The following is a 19,374-nucleotide window of genomic DNA, read 5'->3' as shown; positions in this document are numbered from 1 at the left end:
CGCGGCGAATGTTCAGGACCTTCATGCAGCACCATCTATTGCTATGGGTACTCAACTGCCGCAGTGCTGGATGCACACTGCTGTAAACAGAATTTTTCCGCCCTTCAAAATATAGACCAGATTTTTTACCACCACCCCCGGTTACGCTATGATTAGCCATTAACAAATCGGGCAGACAGGCTGAAATTTGCCTGAATGTGCGCAAACAGCGCAAAAAATATATAATAACCGATTGATTTAATAAGGATTGGCGACTTTAGTCTTATGGGGCAAAAGTCGGGTTCTGATTTCCTCAAAAGCACCGCACGGACACAACGCCGCGAATATCTGCACGGCGTCCTGATAATCGATGTATTGAACAACAACTTTTTCCAGAATCTATGCGTGAGACAAGCGAACAACTCGTTAACCTGACCATCAACAGCAAGTCCATCACCGCCCCGGGGTCCCTTTCGATCATCCAGGCGCTGTGGCATGCCGGTTATCCGCGGGTAAAAAGTGTCGGCTGCCTTGAAGGCGTCTGCGGCTCCTGCCGGGTCATGGTGCGCCGCGCCGACAACCACGAGCTCAAAATGGAGCTGGGTTGTCAGCTGCTGGTAGAGGAGGGGATGGAGGTCATCTTTCTTGTCTTCCCCACACCAACCCACCACACATACCAACTGGAAGAGATCAAGAACTCCTGGGAGGTGCAGGACAAGTTCCATCAGATCTTCCCTGAAGCCGACCACTGCCGGCACTGTGGCGGTTGCGACAAGTCCTGCCCCAAAGGCATTGAGGTCGAACGCGGTGTTGAACTCGCCAGCAAGGGGCGTTTCGGCGAAGCAGGGGAGCTGTTCATCGAGTGCGTGATGTGCAACTTCTGCATGACCGCCTGCCCGGAACTTATCTCCCCCAACCATGTGGGACTCTTCTCCCGCCGCGTCACCGCCTATTTTCACATCCGCCCGTCAAATCTGATCAACCGCCTGGAAATGCTCCGCAAAGGCGATCTGCAGATCAAGCAGTAACCCCCGACTGCCCGGCAATCTCAAAACAGACTGGTAACCATGACCAACGGAATCCCCTACAGCGAAGCCCTCGGCAACTATACGCCACAGCGCTTTCGCGAGCCCAGTAACGACCCGACAAAAACCCGGGATCTGCTTGAGCAGTTCCACCCCGATTATATGCCGGACTCCATGACCACCCTCAAAGTCGGCCCCAACCAGGGCGATGTCTGTCATAAACAACTGGCCGACGTCCTGCAATCGGACGCCCGTATTGAAGAGGCCGATCTGGCCGGGGCCAACACCGTGGAGACAGATATTCTGGTGGTAGGCGGCGGCGGCGCCGGATGCACCGCTGCACTGACTGCCGCCCGCAACGGCGCGAAGGTGATCCTTGCCACCAAGCTGCGGCTGGGTGACAGCAATACCGTAATGGCCGAAGGGGGCATACAGACCTCAGTGGAGAAGGGGGACACCCCCCAGATGCACTATGACGACACTATCAAGGGTGGCCACCACTATGTGGACAAACCACTGGCGGCACAGATGGTGATGGACGGCCCGGACGTCATCCGCTGGCTGATCCAACAGGGCATGCAGTTCGATGTGGACAAGTACGGCGATCTGCTGACACGCCGCGCAGGCGGCACCTCCGCCCCCCGCGTCGTCTACTACCGGGACTACACAGGCCTGGAGATGATGCGGGTTCTGCGCGAGGCGCTGACAAACACCGGCATCGAAGTCTGGGATTACAACCCGACGGTGGAACTGCTCTCCAACGATCAGGGCCACTGCGCAGGCGCGGTTGTCTCTTCACTGAAAAACTGCTCTTACACCCTGGTGAAGGCGAAGGCGGTGATACTCGCCACCGGCGGCATCGGCCGCATGCACCTCAATGGATTTCCCACCTCGAACCACTTCGGCGCCACAGGCGACGGCTTGGTGATGGCCTACCGGATGGGGGCCAAGCTGCGTGATCTCGACTCCTTCCAGTACCACCCCTCGGGCCTGGCCTATCCACAACATCTTGCCGGCACCCTGATCACAGAAGGGGTACGCTCTGCCGGGGCCTACCTGCTGAATGGCCTCGGCGACCGTTTCGTCGACGAACTCGGGCCACGGGACCACGTCGCCGCCGCAATCCTGCGGGAGTGCGAGGAGGGCAGGGGCGTTCAGGTCAACGAAACTACTCGCGGTATCTGGCTCGACACCCCTGGCGTGGAGCTGCGAAATCCCGGCATCCTGAAGAGCCGTTTCCCCAAGCTGCTGCAGCTCGGCCGCAAATGCGGCACCGACCCGGCTCAGAAGCCACTGCTGATCTATCCGACGCTGCACTATCAGAACGGCGGCGTGGTGATCGACGGCAACGGCTGCTCCACCGCGCGGCTCTACTGCATCGGCGAGGTCTGTGGCGGCATCCACGGCAAAAACCGGCTGATGGGCAACTCCCTGCTCGACATCATCAGCTTCGGCCGCAGGGCCGGGGAGCATGCGGCCACAGAGGTTCACGGCCGCCCACACAGCAACGTCTCCACCGAACATCTGAGCGAACTGCGCCGTCAGCTGACCCTGGCCGATATGCCGATGGAGAATCAGGGACCGATGCTGTTTCCCGACTATGCCAAGTTCGAGACCGACTCGGACTACGACGGCCTGCACAAAGCCAACTAGGATCTCATGGATAATCTCAATCAAGTACTGCTCAACAAGAGCCAACGGGTCGGCGCCGATTTTAAGGCGTGGAAAGCCGCTGCCGACAGCGAAGGGCTGCAGTTGGCCCTCCTCGAAGAGCCGGAAAACCTCATACAGAGCAATACGTAACTGAATGGCGACGGGATGTTCCAAGTCATCGTGCTCAAGAAAACGCGCTGCATCCCCATGCAGCAGTGCACCGGTGGTGATCATCTCCGTGTAGAGCAGGGCATGATGGGTAATCAGGCGCATGAAATAGCGCTGAAAGCGGTCGGTGTAATCCATCATGGGGGCGATGGATAGTGTGCGTTGAATAGAATCGGACATCTGCCCATTCTATCAACTGTTGGTGTGGGATCCCCCTCGGGGTTTTGAATCTCTTTGGGTTTGATGCCCTGCGGCCTGCAACGATCTATCCGTAGGAGCGGCGCCTCGCCGCGATTTGCCCATCTACGGAGCCATCGCGGCGAGGCGCCGCTCCCACGCAAATGGGGAGTCAGTGTACCAAAAGGTCACATATCAAAATCGAAAAGGACCGTCTTCCCGAGTCTTGTTCCTGGTTCTGATCGGATGTAGATTGCAGTACGATCACAGCATAACCCCGCATGGATCAGGAAGATGGCCAAAAAAGCAGCAGCAAAAAAGCAAAAATCCTTTGAACAGACCCTCTGGGATACCGCCGACAAGCTCCGGGGTACTGTTGAGTCCTCCGAGTACAAGCACGTCGTGCTCAGCCTCATCTTCCTCAAGTTCGTCAGCGACAAGTTCGAGGCGCGCAGACAGGAGTTGATCGACGAGGGCAGGGAGGCCTATCTCGACATGGTGGAGTTCTACACCATGAAGAACGTCTTCTACCTGCCGGAAGAGTCGCGCTGGTCATTCATCCAGAAGCACTCCAAGCAGGACGATATAGCCCTCAAGATCGACACCGCACTGCACACCGTGGAGAAAAACAACAAGTCCCTGCGGGGTGCGCTGCCCGACAACTACTTCTCCCGCCTGGGGCTGGATGTGAACAAGCTGGCGGCGCTGATCGACTCCATCAACAACATCGACACCGTTGCGGACAAAGAGGAGGACACCGTTGGCCGGGTCTACGAATACTTTCTCGGCAAATTCGCCGCCACCGAGGGCAAGGGCGGCGGCGAGTTCTACACCCCCAAGTGCGTGGTCAACCTGATCGCCGAGATGATCGAACCCTACCGGGGCAAGATCTACGACCCCTGCTGCGGCTCCGGCGGCATGTTCGTGCAGTCGGTGAAATTCATCGAAAGCCATGAAGGCAACAGCAAAGATATCTCCATCTACGGCCAGGAGCAGACCGGCACCACCTACAAACTGGCGAAGATGAACCTCGCCATTCGCGGCATCGCCGGCAACCTGGGCGAAGTGCCCGCCGATACCTTCTTCAAGGACCAGCACCCCGACCTCAAGGCCGACTTCATCATGGCCAATCCGCCCTTCAACCTGAAGGCGTGGCGCGGCAACGATGAACTCAGCGACGACCCGCGCTGGGCCGGTTACGAAGTACCCCCCACCGGCAACGCCAACTACGGCTGGATACTGCACATGATCGCCAAGCTGTCGGAAAACGGCGTGGCGGGTTTCGTGCTGGCCAACGGCTCCATGTCCACCGCTACCAAGGGCGAAGGTCAGATCCGCAAAAAAATGATTGAAAACGATCTGGTGGACTGCATGATTGCCCTGCCGGGACAGTTGTTCTACACCACGCAGATTCCGGTCTGCCTCTGGTTTCTCACCAAGAACAAAAAGACCCAGACCGTCGAGGGTCATACAGAGAGCAATCACCGCGACCGCCGGGGCGAGACCCTGTTCATCGACGCCCGCAATATGGGCAGCATGATCGACCGCACCCACAAGGAACTGACCACTGACGACATCGCTGAGATCGGCTGCACCTACCATGCATGGCGTGGAGAACAGAAGGATGGGATGTACGAGGATAAAGCGGGATTCTGCAACTCTTCGACACTCGAAGAGATCAAAGCCAATGACTATGTGCTGACGCCAGGACGCTATGTGGGGGCTGCGGAGATTGAGGATGACGGTGTGCCGTTTGAGGAGAAGATGACGGGATTAACCAAGGCACTCTACCAACAGATGCAGGCATCGGAAAAACTCGATGCGGAAATACGCAAAAATCTGTCAATTTTGGGTTATTCAGAATGAGCATAGACACTACCTTTTACAAACGCTGCATCCAAACCCTGGAACAGGCATTGGAACTGTTACAGCAAAGTGAAGCCGACAGCATCAACTACGACATGTATCGCTCGGCCTGCGTAAAGGAGTTCGAAATCATCCTCGAACAGACCGGCAAGCTATTGAGAAAGTGCCTTAAAGCCTGGTTTCACAGCCCCAAGGTGGTCGATAGACTGGTCTTTAAAGACGTGTTCAGGCAAGCCGCACACCACGACCTGATAAGCCTGGAAGAGGCCGAACGCTGGCTTGAGTACCGGGACAACCGCAACAACACGACCCACGATTATGGCAAAGGTTTCGCCGAAACCACCCTCAAGCTGCTGCCCCGGTTCATTCATGATGCACAAGCCATCGAACAAGTCATTCAACAGTGTCCCCATGATTGATCTGCGAGACAAAGACCGACAGGCCATTATCGACATCGCCGCAGCCACCCTGCCGGGCAATGCCGTCGTTTGGGCCTATGGCAGCCGGGTAAAAGGCGCAGCCCACGATACCAGTGATCTCGACCTGGCAATCAAAACCCCCGCCAAATCCCCACTGAGCCTGGACCAGTGGGATGACTTCAGGACTGCATTACAAGATTCCAACATCCCGATTCTGATCCAGGTCTTTGATTTGCGCCAACTGCCCGAATCATTTTACCCGGCTATCGAAGCCCAGCATGTTGAAATCTGGCGGGGAGAGGATGTTGAATAAGATGAGGGTTGAGTCGGAGAAGCTGGATACGGTGATTCGTAGAAATTTGGAGCTTTTGGGATACAGGGATTAAACCATGGCAAAGATCAATGTTCTAAACCAGGAGATAACCGTCGCCTCCATCCAGGAGGATGACTACATCTCCTTGACTGACATCGCCCGTTATAAAAATAAGGAGCGCACCGACGATCTGATTCGTAACTGGCTGCGCAATCGCAACACTCTGGAGTTCCTGGGGATTTGGGAGCATCTCAACAACCCCGATTTTAAACCCGTCGAATTCGACGGGTTTAAAACTCAGGCAGGACTGAACAGTTTTACGCTGACGCCAAAACAGTGGATCGAAAAAACGGCGGCCATCGGCATCATCTCCAAAGCAGGTCGTTACGGTGGGACCTATGCCCACAAAGACATCGCCTTCGAGTTCGCGGCATGGGTTTCAGTCGAATTCAAACTCTATCTCATCAAGGAATTTCAACGTCTTAAAGAAGATGAACGAAAAACCCTGGGCTGGGATATCCGGCGCAATCTGGCTAAAATCAACTATCGCATCCACACCGATGCCATCCAGCAGCACCTGATCCCACAAACGCTGGAAAAAAAGCAGACCTCAACCGTCTATGCCAACGAAGCAGATGTGCTAAATCTGGCGCTCTTCGGCATGACAGCCGCCCAGTGGCGCAAAAGCAATCCCAAGCAAAAGGGCAATATGCGTGATGAGGCCGACATCATCCAGCTGGTTTGCCTATCCAATCTGGAAAACCTCAATGCCCTGTTTATCACTGAAGGTGTACCTCAGTCTGAACGGTTGCAACGGCTCAATAAAATTGCCATTCATCAAATGACCCTGTTAGCAAGTGATAGGCGTATGAAGCTATCTGATTCCATGGATGAGGGCTGACCCATGCGAAACACAGGCGAACAGTTGCTCACAATAGATCGTCAGATGGATGAGACTGGGAAATTGGACGGGGTGATTCGGGAGAATTTGGTGGGGTTGGGTTATGGTCGGTGATTGGACTACATACCAACTCCAGGATTTATGTGAGTTTATTAATGGGTTCGCATTTAAAAGTAGCGACTACGTAGCTCCAGATGATTCCACAATCGAAGTTTTTCGAATGGGCTACATAGAACGAGGAGGTGGATTTAAGGAAGACAGCACGCCTGTTTTCGTTCCAAAGGACTACGGACGTGATTTATCTAAGTTCTACTTGCAACCATCCGACATAACGATAGCGATGACGGATATGAAGGATCGAGTGGCTATTCTCAGCAATACAGCATGGGTGCGAGATGCTGGTCGGTTTGTTTTGAATCAACGTGTGGGATGCATCAGGGTTAAGAGGCACGACCTGACCGATGCGCGGTTTTTGTATTTCTACACAAACTGGCAACCACACGTTGACTACCTAAGGTCGCGAGCCAACCGTGGGGTACAAGTCAATTTGTCGACTGCATCTATCAAAGAAGCCGACATAACCCTTCCATCATTAGACGAACAAAAATCCATCGCCCACATCCTCGGCACCCTCGATGACAAAATCGAACTCAACCGCCAGATGAACGCCACCCTGGAGGCGATGGCGCAGGCGCTGTTCAAGAGCTGGTTTGTGGATTTTGACCCGGTCATCGACAACGCCCTGGCCGCAGGCCACCCCATCCCCGAACCCCTGCTCGCCCGCGCCGAGGCCAGAGCGGCCCTGGGCGACAAACGCAAACCCCTGCCGACGCACAGGGATGTGCTAGTGTCGCGGGAGGCAGGATGCCGGGAGCGACCCGAAGCGATTCAAAAACAGTTCCCCAGCCGCTTTGTCTTCAACGAGGAGATGGGCTGGATGCCGGAAGGGTGGGATGTTGGGCCGTTTGAGCAAGTTGCGGAAGTAATTATGGGCCAGTCGCCCAAAGGAGACACCTACAACTCGGATGGCAAAGGGACTCCTCTGGTTAACGGTCCCGTTGAGTTTGGTGAATATTTTGCCGAGAAAACCAAATGGACTACTGCCCCTTCTAATCTCACTAAATTTGGGGACCTTATTGTTTGCGTTCGCGGTTCGACAACCGGCCGACACGTGAAGTCAGATGGGACGTATTGCCTTGGCAGGGGAGTATGTGCTGTCCGCGGCAAAGACTCTCAATCCTTCGTTGAGCAAACCTACAAACGAAATATTGATTTGCTGTTGCAAATGACTACTGGCTCAACTTTTCCCAATTGGAGCAGCCCAACGCTTAAGAGTTTCTCTGTGATATTGCCCACTAGCGATGTACTTGAATTATTTGATCATCAGGCAAATTCCTTAACGGAAAAGGTCGGTGCGAATTGCATTCAAATCGAAGTGCTTTCTCGTATTCGCAACACCCTCCTCCCCAAACTCCTCTCCGGCCAACTCCGCATCCCCGATGCCGGGAAACTGATCGAAGAGGCATCGGCGTGAGTGACCAGCCAACAACCACGGGCGAATTCATCCTCTACACCACCGAGGACGGCAAGACCCGCGTGGAGTGCCGCTTTGAGCACGAGACGATCTGGCTTACCCAGGCCCTGATGGCGGAACTGTTCGACCGGGATGTGCGCACCATCAATGAACACCTGAAAAACCTGTACGCAGAGCAGGAGATGGCGCCAGAGGCAACTATCCGGAAATTCCGGATAGTTCGGCAGGAGGGCGTCCGTTCTGTCACCCGGGCAATTGAGCACTACAGCCTTGAAGCAATTCTGGCCGTTGGTTTCAGGGTCAAGTCCCTCCGTGGCACCCAATTCCGTCGCTGGGCCAACACCCGCCTGCAGGAGTATCTGGTCAAGGGTTTCGTGATGGATGACGAGCGCCTGAAGAACCCGCCTGTTGCAGGTACCAGCGCCGTTCCAGACTATTTTGACGAGCTGCTGGAGCGCATCCGCGACATCCGCACCAGCGAGCGGCGCATGTATCTGCGGGTGAAGGAGATTTTTACCCTGTCGGCAGACTATGAGCCCTCACAGCGAGAGACTGCCCAGTTCTTCCGCATCATTCAGAACAAGTTGCACTTTGCCGCCACAGGCCAGACCGCCGCCGAGCTGATTGCAAGCCGCGCCGATGCCTCACTGCCCAACATGGGGCTGACGGTCTGGAAAGGGGCGATTGTTCGCAAATCCGATGTCACCATCGCCAAAAACTATCTCAGTGAAACCGAGATCGACGAACTCAACCGCATTGTCGTGATGTGGCTCGATTTTGCCGAAGATCAGGCCAGACGCCGCAAACAGGTTTTTCTCAAAGACTGGCAGGAGAAGCTGGACCAGTTTCTGCAATTCAATGAACGCGATGTTCTGGCCCATGCCGGGGCGGTCAGTAAAAAAGACGCAGACTCCAAGGCGTCTCGCGAATACGAAGCCTTTGCCGAGCGCCGGCGTACCGCGCTTGAGCAGGATGGAGCGTCGGAGACCATCAAGGTGCTGGAAGATTTATCTAGGAACCCCAGCCCGGACTAGATCATGACCACGCTTCGCTTGACCTTTATCTCGGATACGCATTCACAGCATCAGGGGTTGATGATTGAACCTGGTGATGTCTTGATTCATTGTGGTGACTTCACGGCACGGGGCGACCTTGACGACACTATGGATTTCGCTCAATTCATGGCCGCGCAGAACTTTACCCACAAGATTGTGATTGCCGGAAATCACGACTGGTGTTTCGAAGACAAGCGACGCCAATCGGCGGAAGCCTGTCTCGAAGATCACGAAATCATTTATATCAACGATTCAGCGGTGGAGATCGGCGGTATCCGTTTTTGGGGCTCACCCATTCAACCCGAATTTCTCCATTGGGCATTCAATCGTCAACGCGGAGCCGATATTCGCAAACATTGGCAGCAGATTCCGGACGATACCGATGTATTGATCACCCACGGCCCGGCCTTCGGCATATTGGATGCCTGCACCAACGGCCGCCGGGTGGGCTGTGAGGACCTGCTTGAGACCATTCAACGAATCAAGCCGAGTGTTCACGCCTGCGGCCACATTCACGAGAGCTTCGGTATTCGTGAGCAGGACGGTACCCTGTTCATTAATGCCTGCAATCTGAATGAGCGCTATCAGTTGAGTCATCCGCCGGTCGTCGTGGATGTTGAAGTCGATCCTGGAACTGGCAGAGTCTCGCCCATCAGCAATCAAAAATCCCCAGGCATATCGCTATGACAAACAAATTCACGGAAGAAAAACTGGAACAGGCGATCATCACCCTGCTGGAAGAACAGGGATTCCCCCATCACAAGGGCGATTCGTTCTCGCGTCAGCCAAGCGAGGTATTGATCCAAGCCGACCTGCGGGCCTTTCTGAAAAATCGCTATGCCAGCGACCAGATCACCGGGGGTGAGATTGATTCGATCATCCAGCGGCTGGAACGGCTCTCTGCCGCTGATCTCTACGACTCCAACAAGACCATCCACAAACTGGTCGCCGACGGCTTCCTGCTCAAGCGAGAGCCTTCAGCCAATGAAAATAATCATCGCAGCCAGAAAGACCTCTATATCCAGCTTATCGACTATTCAGGGTTGCCCGAGTTGCGTCTTCCCCGTGAAGACGAGGTTGAGTCCATTGTTGCGGAAGAATCGGCCAAATATGGAGCCGACAGGAACATCTACAAGATCGTCAATCAACTGGAGATCGAGGGCAGCGAAAAACGCATCCCCGACGCCATTCTCTACATCAACGGCCTGCCGCTGGTGGTGTTCGAGTTCAAGAGCGCGATCCGGGAAGAGGCAACCATCCACGACGCCTGGGTGCAGCTCACCACCCGCTATGCCCGCGATATCCCGGAGCTGATGAAGTACAACGCCCTGTGCGTGATCAGCGATGGGGTCAACTCGCGCATGGGGTCGCTGTTTGCGCCCTACGACTATTTCTACACCTGGCGCAAGGTGACCGGCAACGAGACTATCGAACAGGATGGCATCAACGCCCTGCACACCATGATCCAGGGGCTGTTCGACAAGGACCGTCTGCGACAGGTGATCCGCCATTTATCTACTTCCCGATGTCCAAGCGGGAGGTGAGGTGGTCTGCCGCTATCCGCAGTTTTACGCGGCGAACAAGCTCTACGAGAATATCAAGCTGCACCGTAAGCCGGAAGGCGGCGAAAGAGGCAGCACACCTACTTTGGGGCCACAGGCTGCGGCAGAGCTTCACCATGCTGTTCACGGGCTGCTGATGAAAGGCATCGATTTCGAAAAGAGCAATACGTAACTGATGGTCATGCAGGAAATCGAGGGTCCTTTCCGCTTCCACGGAAAGAAATCTCGACTTCTGTTCCACAAATATACGGATGATCTCATTCAGGATCACTGCGGTTTCCAGCCGATTCGACCCCAACAGTGTCAACCGAATCAATGCCGATTGACGGCTTGTTTCCTTCGCGGAGAAACGGTCCTTCAGCGCCTTGATTGCTGTTAGCCGTTCCTGTCGTACCAGGTTGAACCGGCTTCCAGGATGGGCCTGTAGCCCGCTGACCCTGAGCCGCAGTTCGGCCGTACCCGGGAGTGACTGTGGCTTCTCGCCCACCTGTCCCTCAAGCAGCAGTTCACCGTCCGGACCAAACAGTCGATAGTGCTTGGAATCCTGCATCACCAGTGTCAGGGTGACATCGAGCAGGTTCGCTGGCACGTTAAGTTCTGCGATTTCGATCCATTCCCCAGGAATAGCCGTCAAGGCCGAACAGCGGTTTGGCCAGATCCTCTTCTCCCCTCTGGAAACGGCGGGCCAGAAATTTGCCGACCAGTGGGAAATAGAGAGGGGTCGCCTTTACGTCGAGGCGCAGATTGTCAACCGCTCTGCCGAGGACTCGCCGGGAGTTGAGAAATTCTAGTTCTGCGTTGACCGGGGACTGGCCTGCAAACAGGGAGTTGACTTGATCCAGAGCGGATAGGGTGCTCGCCTCCTCTTCTGCCTTGACCAGTGCGTCGGCCTCGAACACGGGAGATGACAAAAAAGCCACAGCAGCCCCGATTAGAAGCGAGATTGCAACAATTGCAGTTATCATCCCGCGCGCACCGATCAGAATGCCGAGGTAATCGTGTAGGCTTAATTCCTGTTCTGGGGGGGGGTAGGGCAGGGCGTGACGCGTCCCCGACTGCAGTGGCCACGGATCTCTGCTCAAGGTCTACCGCTCCAGGATTCGTTCAATTGCCATTACCCTGGAACAGGGGGAAAGCTGTCCGGCTGGCCATCTCCAGAATCTTTATCGTAGGTAGGATCTGGGACATCACGCGATTCCAGCGCACCACTTCGGCAGTGTCCACATAGACAACATCGTGTGGAAATAATGGAAACCTGTCCGCCAGGATGAGTGCGTCAGGTGAACTCGCGTTGAGATGAAATACCTTCGGAGTGTCACTGCCGCGAATGACATAGACCCGCGCGGGATTTGAGGAGTTCTGGTCGACGCCGCCGGCATCGGCAAGTGCCTCGGCCAGTGTCTTGCGGCCCTTGTTCATCAGATAGGAGGATGGATTGCGTACTTCACCGAGAACAAAGATCTTGTTGTTGATCCGATCGGGTACGTAGAGCACATTGCCGTGCTGCAGAAGAAGATTGCGTGAAGCATCTCCATTCTCGTACAGGGCCAGCATGTCGACACGGTAGGTCTCGCCCTGGCGCGTCAACGTCAGTTGGCGACGGTCGGAATCCACCGTAAAACCCCCTGCCCGGTTGATCGCTTCCAGTGCGGTCATCGGCACATCGGTCACCGGGTAGATACCTGGGTTGTTAACCTCGCCGACCACATAGACGCGCTGGCTTCGGTAGTCCGCGACCCTCACGTCGAGTTGAATATTCTCTATGAAGTGGGAGAGCTTCCTGGTCAGCGCATCCCGGATCTCTTCGACGGTCAGACCTTTGACATTGAGTTTTCCTGCGTAGGGATAAAAGATCGTCCCGTCCGGTCCGACTAATGTGCCGGCAGTCTTTGCATCGCGAAACTGTCCGGCGGGAATGGTTAGTTCAGGGTGGTCCCACACAATGATACTGAGAATGTCGCCAGGACCGATGCGGTACTGATATTCCGGTTGTTCGGGTGATGCTGAAGCAGTCAGCTGCGGATAGAGAAGCGCTTCCTGTTCGACGATCAGTTCGCCGGTGATTTCATGTATGTTCAGCTTTTCCTGGGTGTATCCTCCATCAGAGGAACGAACGGGCACACTGACAGTGCTCCCCCCCGCCGAATCCTGCATATGCATGCCTGGCGCTATTGCGCATCCGCCAAGGTGTAGAATGACCGCCAGTAACCCGAATGTCTGGATGTTTCGCATTTCAGTAATCCAAATGCCCACAAGTTATTATTGATGTCCTGCTGGGAACCGGCCAGTCGTCTCAATCACATTTGGCCGAGGTTACGATCAGCGTAACAAATCTGTATTACAACTACTATTATCGATCAGGATTTTTGGTCTTAATGATTTCCAAATTTGATTGTATCTATTTCAGCGCATGGTAAACACTGAGGTAACCTGTAGGATGTGGTGAGTATAACGAACCGTATCAATTGCGACAGATGCGCATCGCTACGCTCAGCACATCCTGCGTTCCCGTGTTTTCCGCGCAGGTATTGAGGCAGGCATTCAGGGAGTCAAATTTGCCTTTTTATCTTCATTTAAGTTCCAGCAAGATAGGCAAATTTGACTCCAATTACACTCTACGACTCTTCATTCTCCTGTAAAGGTTTCGCCCACTGAACCGTGGATGGTACTGAAGACGATTTGGATGCCGGACCGTATGCCCAGGATCGAAGCAGACTCTCGTAGGCGCCGAGGACAGCAGGCCAGGTGAATGCCTCCTGATGGCGTAGACGGCTCGATGTTGCCATCTCTTTCAGTTTTGCCTGGTCGCCGACCAGGTCTGCAATTTGGTCGCGGCACTCTGCTTCGTCACGGAAATAGATGGCTCCGTCTCCTGCCACCCAGCGGTTGAACTGGTTGTCATGGGCCAGTACCGGGGATTTCGCCCCCAACGCTTCTACCAGGGAAGGATTGGTTCCGCCCACCGTATGGCCATGGATATAGAACCCGCAATAGAAGCGCAGTGCGTTGATCACTTCCGGCTCGTAGACGGCACCTGGAAAGATAACCTGGTCGCTGGCCGCATCCAGGACGGCTTTGTGGTAGGGAATGCCGTCTGGATAATAGTTTCCAAGTACTACCAGTTTCATGCCGGACGCTGATGCGGAAAAGGCGCGTACCGTTTCCAGGATCGAATTTTCCGGTTCCGGCCGGGCGACCAGAAGCGCATATTTTCCCGGTTCGACCCCAAATCGGTCCAGCATTTCTCTGGAGGCTTCTTTGAGCGCGTCGCTGCCGTAGAGGAGTACCGAGATCTTCTCACTGGAGACCCGGGTTTCGAGGTGGCGTTTGATACCAGGATGATCCGCGATCAGGTGATTGCCCAGGTAGCAGCCGCACACCTCATTCATCATCAGCCAAATCTTTTCAGGCAGCGACCATTTCGGGCGCTTCCATTCGATTCCGTCCATATTGAACAGATTCGTTCTCCCCCTCAGACGGTAGAGGAGAGAAAATACAGCTGTGTTGTAACCCAGAGTCAGTTTGAGAGAATCCTCGCCGGCAGCATGCAGTGTTGATTTCCAGTCGAACATTATCGTGCCGACCGCACCATTCAACTTGACGGGGATATTCACCCGTCTGATACCTCTCCATGTATCTTCATAGGTCTGGCCGGCACCATCCAACTGGCAATAGACCGTTACTTCCCACCCACGCTCCGTGAGATAGAGTGCGAGCCTCTCGGCAAAGGTTTCGAAGCCGCCGTGTTTGGCTGGGATGCCGCGTGTGCCCAATATGGATAACTTCATCTTTTCAGGTGATCGCATAGTGATCTTCGCCTTGGCAGTTGGTGTAGCAGGCGCAAATCCAAGAAGGTCCCGTGCTTGGATCACTCTACCGATCAGACTCGATGTCTTGCGGATATGGCAGAGCATATTGAGCTTCGACTGATGGGGGCAGATCGATTCCAATCTCCGGATCCCATTAGCTTTCTCCAACTTGCCTGAAGATTGGAGCCATCGTTAAACACAAATTTCCAGCAAGTGATAACGCTTAATTGGAAGGCTACGTAATAAAACGCGATAGACCTATATACCAAGCAATGTAGATGTTTCGGCAAAAACACTACCGCCGGGATGAGGGTTGTACGGTATTTATTAGTGGGGGAAGACAGTAGGATTAATAATGCGAACGTTGCAATATTCTGGTTTACGACAGATCCCGTAAAGGGCTGAGGATGGCTGACCAGTAAATGTCAGCTGATGTTGCTGGGCAAGGTAGCGGTTAACAGGCTCTGGTACCTGTCCGAAAAGTCATACCTAACCACGAAGAACACGAAGGTAAGAGATTGATTAACCATGAATTCCCTTCGTGTTCTTCGTGCGCTTCGTGGTAAAAACAGCGTTTCCGGACGGTCACTGGTTAGTGATAATTTACTGAGCATGAAGATTCAGAATGCGCTGCAAGCAGTTCTCGTCGTTCTGGATCAGCAATGTAACCGGTCAAACCCTGTCAGGTAAACAGATGCTTGACGGCGTCGCGCTCCTCCTGGAGCTCGGCCAGTGACCGATCCATCATCTGGCGGGAAAAGGGATCGATATCAAGACCCTTGACCACCTCCCATTTGCCTTGGTCACAAGTGCAGGGCATACCGAAAAACAGGCCTTCCGGGATGTCGTAAGAACCATCAGAGGCGACTCCCATGGAGACCCAGCGTCCAGAAGAACCCAGCGCCCAGTCGCGATTGTGGGCGATGATGGCGTTGGCGGCTGAAGCGGCGGAGGAGAGGCCACGTGCCTTAATGACGGCGGCTCCCCGCTTGCCGACATTGGGAATAAACTCGTCTCTGTACCATGTCTCGTCGATCCGCTTGGATGCTTCCTCACCCGCGATGGTAGCGAAGCGGATGTCGGGATACATGGCTGGAGAGTGGTTGCCCCAAAGCGCCATCCGCTCGACGGAGTCCACCGGTTCCCCGGCCTTGCTGGCGAGCATGGAGATAGCTCTGTGGAGATCCAGGCGCATCATCGAACTGAAGTTTTCCCGCTGCAGGCTCTTTGCTGCGTTCATGGTGATCAGACCGTTGGTGTTGGCGGGATTTCCGACGATGGTCACATGGATGTCGCGGGACGCCACCTCATCCAGCGCTCTGCCCTGCTCAATAAAGATCGTGGCGTTTTTCAGCAACAGATCCTTGCGTTCCATGCCGGGGCCACGTGGCATGGCGCCAACCAGCAAAGCATAGTCGGCATCCTTGAAGGCAGTATTGGGGTCATCTGTGCCGATCATGCCCGCCAACAACGGGAAAGCGCAGTCCTCCAGTTCCATCATGACGCCCTTAAGGGCCTGTTGCGCACGTTCGTGCGGTACTTCCAGTAATTGCAGGATGACAGGCTGGTCATTGCCTAACATCTCGCCGGCGGCGATACGGAACAGCAGCGCGTAACCGATCTGGCCTCCGGCGCCGGAAACGGCAACTCGAACAGGGGCTTTGGCCATAAGGTTCTCCTTAATCAGAGCAGTGTGGATTATTTGAGAAGATTCAATTTCTGGAACAGTCGCCTGTCCGGCGCACTGATGCGCCTCAGTATCCCTTTATACCCACAGGGCATAAGTTTCGTTTGAGCAGGCAAGCTGCTCAACTCAGCTTTATAAAGCCCTCTCCCTGAAAAAAATCTTGGGGAGAGGACTAAAGAGATACCCATAGGCTTAGGAGGTTGTCGGGTTTCCGACAACCTCCTAGATAATACCCAGGATGGCATCGACGCTTGCCTTGGCGTCACCGTAGAGCATGCGGGTGTTGTCCCTGAAGAACAGAGGGTTGTCCACGCCGGCATAACCGACGCCCCTGCCGCGCTTCATCACCACCACGGATCTTGCGTTCCAGACCTCCAGTACCGGCATGCCGGCGATGGGACTTGTGGGATCGTCCAGGGCGCTGGGGTTGACGATGTCGTTGGCGCCGATCACCAGCACCACATCTACCTTTGGAAGGTCCTCGTTGATTTCGTCCATCTCCAGCACGATGTCGTAGGGTACCTTGGCCTCGGCCAACAGCACGTTCATATGGCCCGGCATGCGGCCCGCAACCGGATGGATGGCGAAGCGCACGTTGATATCCTTGGCGCGCAGCTTGCGGGTGATGTCGTTGATGGTGTGCTGGGCCTGAGCCACGGCCATGCCGTAGCCGGGGACTATGACCACCTCCTTGGCATTGTTCAGCATCTCGGCCGTCTCATCGGCGGAGGTCTCCGGGGAGTACTCCTGTTGTTCGCCGTCGCCCGACGGAACCACCGTGCCGCCTGCGGTGCCGAAGCCACCGGCGATTACCGCCAGGAACTTGCGGTTCATGGCGCGACACATGATGTAGGAGAGGATGGCGCCGCTGGAGCCTACCAAAGCGCCGGTAATGATCAGCAGATCATTGTTCAGCATGAAGCCGGTGGCCGCCGCCGCCCAACCTGAGTAGCTGTTGAGCATGGAGACCACCACCGGCATGTCGGCGCCGCCGATGGCCATCACCATATGCACGCCGAAGACAAAGGCGATAAGGGTCATGATGACCAGTGCGGTAATGGCCGTGCTGCTGTGCTCGCCGCCGACGAAAAGGGTCGCCAGAAAGATGGTGGCAATGCCCAGTCCAAGATTGAGCCAGTGACGCGCCGGCAGCATCAGCGGTTTGCTGGTGATAATCCCCTTGAGCTTGCCAAAGGCGACCACGGAGCCGGTGAAGGTGATCGCACCGATCAGAACGCCGATGTAGATCTCGATTTCGTGGATGATCGATGCCGCGCCGGTGAGGGCCTGGGCCGGGTCTTCCGCCGGACCGAAATAGCCGGCGAAACCTACCAATACCGCCGCCATACCGACGAAGCTGTGGAGCATGGCCACCAGTTCCGGCATCTCGGTCATCTGCACCTTGATGGCGAGGAAGAGGCCGATGCTGGCGCCGATGATCATGGCCGCCGCCAGCCAGGTGTAACCGCCGCCGTGGACCTGATCACCCATGAAGATGGTGGCGATCAGGGCCAGACCCATGCCGGCGATGCCGTAGGCGTTGCCGCGCCGGGCTGTTTCCGGGTTACTCAAACCACCCAGGGCCAGAATGAAAAGGATGGCGGAAACGACGTAAAAAGCTGTTTGCATACCTGAAGTCATCTATCAAACCTCACTTCTGGAACATCTTCAACATGCGCTGGGTGACCCAGAAGCCGCCGGCGATGTTGATGGTTGCGATCAGGACGGCGACGAACGCCAGTATTAGCACCAGCCCGCTCGAACTGGATATCTGCAGCATGGCGCCGATGACGATGATGCCACTGATTGCATTGGTCACCGACATCAGTGGTGTATGCAGGGCGGGGGTGACGTTCCAGATCACCATATAACCGATGAAACAGGCCAATACGAACACCGTGAGGTGCGACAGGAATTCCGGCGGCGAGACCTGACCCAGAGCGGCCAGCAATAATCCACCGACGGCAAGGCCGACGGCACCGACCCAGCCACTCTTTTTCACATCGGCTTCAATCGGCTGCGGCGGGGCCGCGGTTGCCGGTTTGGTCGCCGGGGCCGCCGATACCTTGATCTGTGGCGGCGGCCAGGTGATCTCGCCATCCTTGATTACCGTAGCGCCACGGATAACGTCGTCCTCCATGTCCACCACGATCTGACCATCCTTCCCAGGGGTCAGATCTGTCAGCAGGTGACGCAGGTTGGTGCCATAGAGCTGGCTCGACTGCGTCGCCAGACGGCTGGGCAGATCTGTATAACCGATGATGGTGACACCGTGTTTGACGGCCACCTTGCCCGGCTCCGTCAGGGCGCAGTTGCCACCCTGCTCAGCGGCCAGATCGACGATGACGCTGCCGTCCTTCATCGACTCGACCATACCTGAAGTGATCAGTTCAGGGGCCGGTCTGCCGGGGATCAAGGCGGTGGTGATGATGATATCCACATCCATCGCCTGTTCGGCAAACAGTTTCATCTCCGCCTCGATGAACTCCTTGCTCATGGTCTTGGCGTAGCCGGTGCCTGGGGATCCGCCCTCCTCCTCCTCGAATTCCAGCATCAGGAACTCAGCGCCCATGCTCTCCACCTGCTCCTTGACCTCGGGGCGGGTGTCGAAGGCGCGCACCATGGCGCCCATGGAGCCAGCCGCGCCAATGGCGGCCAGACCTGCGACGCCAGCGCCGATGACCAGAACCTTGGCCGGCGGCACCTTGCCCGCAGCGGTCACCTGACCTGTGAAGAAGCGGCCAAACTGGTTGGCTGCCTCCACCACGGCGCGGTAACCGGCAATGTTGGCCATGGAGCTGAGTGCATCCAACTTCTGTGCGCGGGAGATACGGGGAACACTGTCCATCGCCAGCACGGTGGCCTTGCGTGCGGCCAGCTTCTGCATCAGCTCCTCGTTCTGGGCTGGCCAGATGAAGCTGATGAGGGTGCCGCCCTCGCGCAACAGTTCGGTCTCGTCCCGGCAGGTTGGGCAGTCGATATCCGGGGCGCGTACCTTGAGTATGATGTCGGACTCGGCCCACAGGGTCTTGGCCTCTTCCGCAATCTCGACACCCGCCTCGCGGAAGGCGTCGTCGCTGAAGTTTGCCCCAGCCCCTGCTCCCGCCTGTATAGCCACCGAGAAGCCCAGCTTCTGCAGCCGCTCGGCAGTCTCGGGAGTGGCAGCAACCCGTTGCTCACCTTCGTGGCACTCTTTCGGGATACCAATCTTCATTGCCATGATTGC

Annotated in this window: 16 protein-coding genes and 2 pseudogenes; 11 read left to right on the top strand and 7 right to left on the bottom strand. The window is 55.7% G+C overall.

Features of this window, described 5'->3' with window-relative positions; genetic code table 11:
* Positions 1–380: 380 nt before the first annotated feature.
* From G9Q73_RS17045 to G9Q73_RS17035, 3 genes are read left to right on the top strand one after another with little or no spacing between them, the layout of a single operon-like run.
* The gene (locus G9Q73_RS17045) at positions 381–1,007 is read left to right on the top strand and encodes a 2Fe-2S iron-sulfur cluster-binding family protein (protein WP_177420843.1); all 627 of its coding nucleotides are present in this window, start codon (positions 381–383) and stop codon (positions 1,005–1,007) included.
* Between the two features lie 39 nt (positions 1,008–1,046).
* Positions 1,047–2,657: an FAD-dependent oxidoreductase gene (locus G9Q73_RS17040; RefSeq protein ID WP_177420842.1), complete on the top strand. Its 1,611-nt coding sequence runs from the start codon at positions 1,047–1,049 to the stop codon at positions 2,655–2,657.
* 6 nt (positions 2,658–2,663) lie between these two features.
* Positions 2,664–2,807, top strand: coding sequence for a hypothetical protein (locus tag G9Q73_RS17035; RefSeq protein WP_177420841.1), 144 nt, complete (start codon positions 2,664–2,666; stop codon positions 2,805–2,807).
* A gap of 57 nt (positions 2,808–2,864) precedes the next feature.
* Here G9Q73_RS17035 and G9Q73_RS19845 read toward each other — a convergent pair.
* Positions 2,865–2,930 (bottom strand): annotated as a pseudogene (locus G9Q73_RS19845) (hypothetical protein); the annotation flags it as partial.
* 366 nt (positions 2,931–3,296) lie between these two features.
* Here G9Q73_RS19845 and G9Q73_RS17025 point away from each other — a divergent pair.
* The 8 genes from G9Q73_RS17025 to G9Q73_RS16990 all read left to right on the top strand — a co-directional run bounded on the left by G9Q73_RS17025 (position 3,297) and on the right by G9Q73_RS16990 (position 10,634).
* Complete coding sequence (locus G9Q73_RS17025) at positions 3,297–4,868, top strand: type I restriction-modification system subunit M (RefSeq protein ID WP_177420840.1); 1,572 nt, start codon at positions 3,297–3,299, stop codon at positions 4,866–4,868.
* Positions 4,865–5,287, top strand: a complete 423-nt coding sequence (locus G9Q73_RS17020; protein ID WP_177420839.1) for a nucleotidyltransferase substrate binding protein — start codon at positions 4,865–4,867, stop codon at positions 5,285–5,287. Before G9Q73_RS17025 ends, G9Q73_RS17020 begins: the two co-directional genes overlap by 4 nt.
* Entirely contained in the window at positions 5,280–5,600 is a 321-nt protein-coding gene (locus tag G9Q73_RS17015) for a nucleotidyltransferase family protein (RefSeq protein WP_177420838.1), read from the top strand. Before G9Q73_RS17020 ends, G9Q73_RS17015 begins: the two co-directional genes overlap by 8 nt.
* A 76-nt stretch (positions 5,601–5,676) precedes the next feature.
* Positions 5,677–6,501, top strand: coding sequence for a KilA-N domain-containing protein (locus G9Q73_RS17010; RefSeq protein WP_177420837.1), 825 nt, complete (start codon positions 5,677–5,679; stop codon positions 6,499–6,501).
* A 103-nt stretch (positions 6,502–6,604) separates the two neighbouring features.
* The gene (locus tag G9Q73_RS17005) at positions 6,605–8,035 is read left to right on the top strand and encodes a restriction endonuclease subunit S (protein WP_177420836.1); all 1,431 of its coding nucleotides are present in this window, start codon (positions 6,605–6,607) and stop codon (positions 8,033–8,035) included.
* Entirely contained in the window at positions 8,032–9,069 is a 1,038-nt protein-coding gene (locus tag G9Q73_RS17000; RefSeq protein WP_369408916.1) for a virulence RhuM family protein, read from the top strand. The genes G9Q73_RS17005 and G9Q73_RS17000 overlap by 4 nt, the downstream gene beginning before the upstream one ends.
* 3 nt (positions 9,070–9,072) lie before the next feature.
* Complete coding sequence (locus G9Q73_RS16995; RefSeq protein WP_177420835.1) at positions 9,073–9,777, top strand: metallophosphatase domain-containing protein; 705 nt, start codon at positions 9,073–9,075, stop codon at positions 9,775–9,777.
* Positions 9,774–10,634, top strand: a complete 861-nt coding sequence (locus G9Q73_RS16990; RefSeq protein ID WP_246345353.1) for a type I restriction endonuclease — start codon at positions 9,774–9,776, stop codon at positions 10,632–10,634. Before G9Q73_RS16995 ends, G9Q73_RS16990 begins: the two co-directional genes overlap by 4 nt.
* Here G9Q73_RS16990 and G9Q73_RS20740 read toward each other — a convergent pair.
* The 6 genes and pseudogenes from G9Q73_RS20740 to G9Q73_RS16960 all read right to left on the bottom strand — a co-directional run bounded on the left by G9Q73_RS20740 (position 10,606) and on the right by G9Q73_RS16960 (position 19,368).
* Positions 10,606–11,734: pseudogene (locus G9Q73_RS20740) on the bottom strand (Wzz/FepE/Etk N-terminal domain-containing protein). The gene G9Q73_RS16990 and the pseudogene G9Q73_RS20740 overlap by 29 nt on opposite strands.
* A 22-nt stretch (positions 11,735–11,756) precedes the next feature.
* Positions 11,757–12,884 (bottom strand): polysaccharide export protein, encoded by a 1,128-nt coding sequence (locus G9Q73_RS16980; protein ID WP_177420833.1) that lies wholly within the window; start codon positions 12,882–12,884, stop codon positions 11,757–11,759.
* 383 nt (positions 12,885–13,267) lie between these two features.
* Entirely contained in the window at positions 13,268–14,602 is a 1,335-nt protein-coding gene (locus tag G9Q73_RS16975; RefSeq protein ID WP_304956619.1) for a DUF1972 domain-containing protein, read from the bottom strand.
* A gap of 541 nt (positions 14,603–15,143) precedes the next feature.
* Positions 15,144–16,130, bottom strand: coding sequence for a malate dehydrogenase (locus G9Q73_RS16970; protein WP_177420832.1), 987 nt, complete (start codon positions 16,128–16,130; stop codon positions 15,144–15,146).
* A gap of 240 nt (positions 16,131–16,370) precedes the next feature.
* The gene (pntB, locus tag G9Q73_RS16965) at positions 16,371–17,789 is read right to left on the bottom strand and encodes a Re/Si-specific NAD(P)(+) transhydrogenase subunit beta (protein WP_177420831.1); all 1,419 of its coding nucleotides are present in this window, start codon (positions 17,787–17,789) and stop codon (positions 16,371–16,373) included.
* A gap of 10 nt (positions 17,790–17,799) precedes the next feature.
* Positions 17,800–19,368: a Re/Si-specific NAD(P)(+) transhydrogenase subunit alpha gene (locus G9Q73_RS16960; RefSeq protein WP_439654697.1), complete on the bottom strand. Its 1,569-nt coding sequence runs from the start codon at positions 19,366–19,368 to the stop codon at positions 17,800–17,802.
* Between the last annotated feature and the right edge of the window lie 6 nt (positions 19,369–19,374).

The organism is endosymbiont of Lamellibrachia barhami (assembly GCF_011947365.2).
Classification (GTDB): domain Bacteria; phylum Pseudomonadota; class Gammaproteobacteria; order Chromatiales; family Chromatiaceae; genus QGON01.
The sequence above is the reverse complement of the archived record's forward strand: the minus strand, read 5'-3'. Positions and strand labels throughout refer to the sequence as shown.

What these genes read in the sequence shown, in the direction of transcription:
- G9Q73_RS17010 (WP_177420837.1), top strand. Translation starts at nt 5,677, where the DNA reads ATGGCAAAGATCAATGTTCTAAACCAGGAGATAACCGTCGCCTCCATC.
- G9Q73_RS17020 (WP_177420839.1), top strand. Translation starts at nt 4,865, where the DNA reads ATGAGCATAGACACTACCTTTTACAAACGCTGCATCCAAACCCTGGAA.
- G9Q73_RS16990 (WP_246345353.1), top strand. Translation starts at nt 9,774, where the DNA reads ATGACAAACAAATTCACGGAAGAAAAACTGGAACAGGCGATCATCACC.
- G9Q73_RS16995 (WP_177420835.1), top strand. Translation starts at nt 9,073, where the DNA reads ATGACCACGCTTCGCTTGACCTTTATCTCGGATACGCATTCACAGCAT.
- G9Q73_RS16970 (WP_177420832.1), bottom strand. Translation starts at nt 16,130, where the DNA reads ATGGCCAAAGCCCCTGTTCGAGTTGCCGTTTCCGGCGCCGGAGGCCAG.
- G9Q73_RS17035 (WP_177420841.1), top strand. Translation starts at nt 2,664, where the DNA reads ATGGATAATCTCAATCAAGTACTGCTCAACAAGAGCCAACGGGTCGGC.
- G9Q73_RS16980 (WP_177420833.1), bottom strand. Translation starts at nt 12,884, where the DNA reads ATGCGAAACATCCAGACATTCGGGTTACTGGCGGTCATTCTACACCTT.
- G9Q73_RS17025 (WP_177420840.1), top strand. Translation starts at nt 3,297, where the DNA reads ATGGCCAAAAAAGCAGCAGCAAAAAAGCAAAAATCCTTTGAACAGACC.
- G9Q73_RS17040 (WP_177420842.1), top strand. Translation starts at nt 1,047, where the DNA reads ATGACCAACGGAATCCCCTACAGCGAAGCCCTCGGCAACTATACGCCA.
- G9Q73_RS17045 (WP_177420843.1), top strand. Translation starts at nt 381, where the DNA reads ATGCGTGAGACAAGCGAACAACTCGTTAACCTGACCATCAACAGCAAG.
- G9Q73_RS17015 (WP_177420838.1), top strand. Translation starts at nt 5,280, where the DNA reads ATGATTGATCTGCGAGACAAAGACCGACAGGCCATTATCGACATCGCC.
- pntB (WP_177420831.1), bottom strand. Translation starts at nt 17,789, where the DNA reads ATGACTTCAGGTATGCAAACAGCTTTTTACGTCGTTTCCGCCATCCTT.
- G9Q73_RS16960 (WP_439654697.1), bottom strand. Translation starts at nt 19,368, where the DNA reads ATGGCAATGAAGATTGGTATCCCGAAAGAGTGCCACGAAGGTGAGCAA.
- G9Q73_RS17005 (WP_177420836.1), top strand. Translation starts at nt 6,605, where the DNA reads ATGGTCGGTGATTGGACTACATACCAACTCCAGGATTTATGTGAGTTT.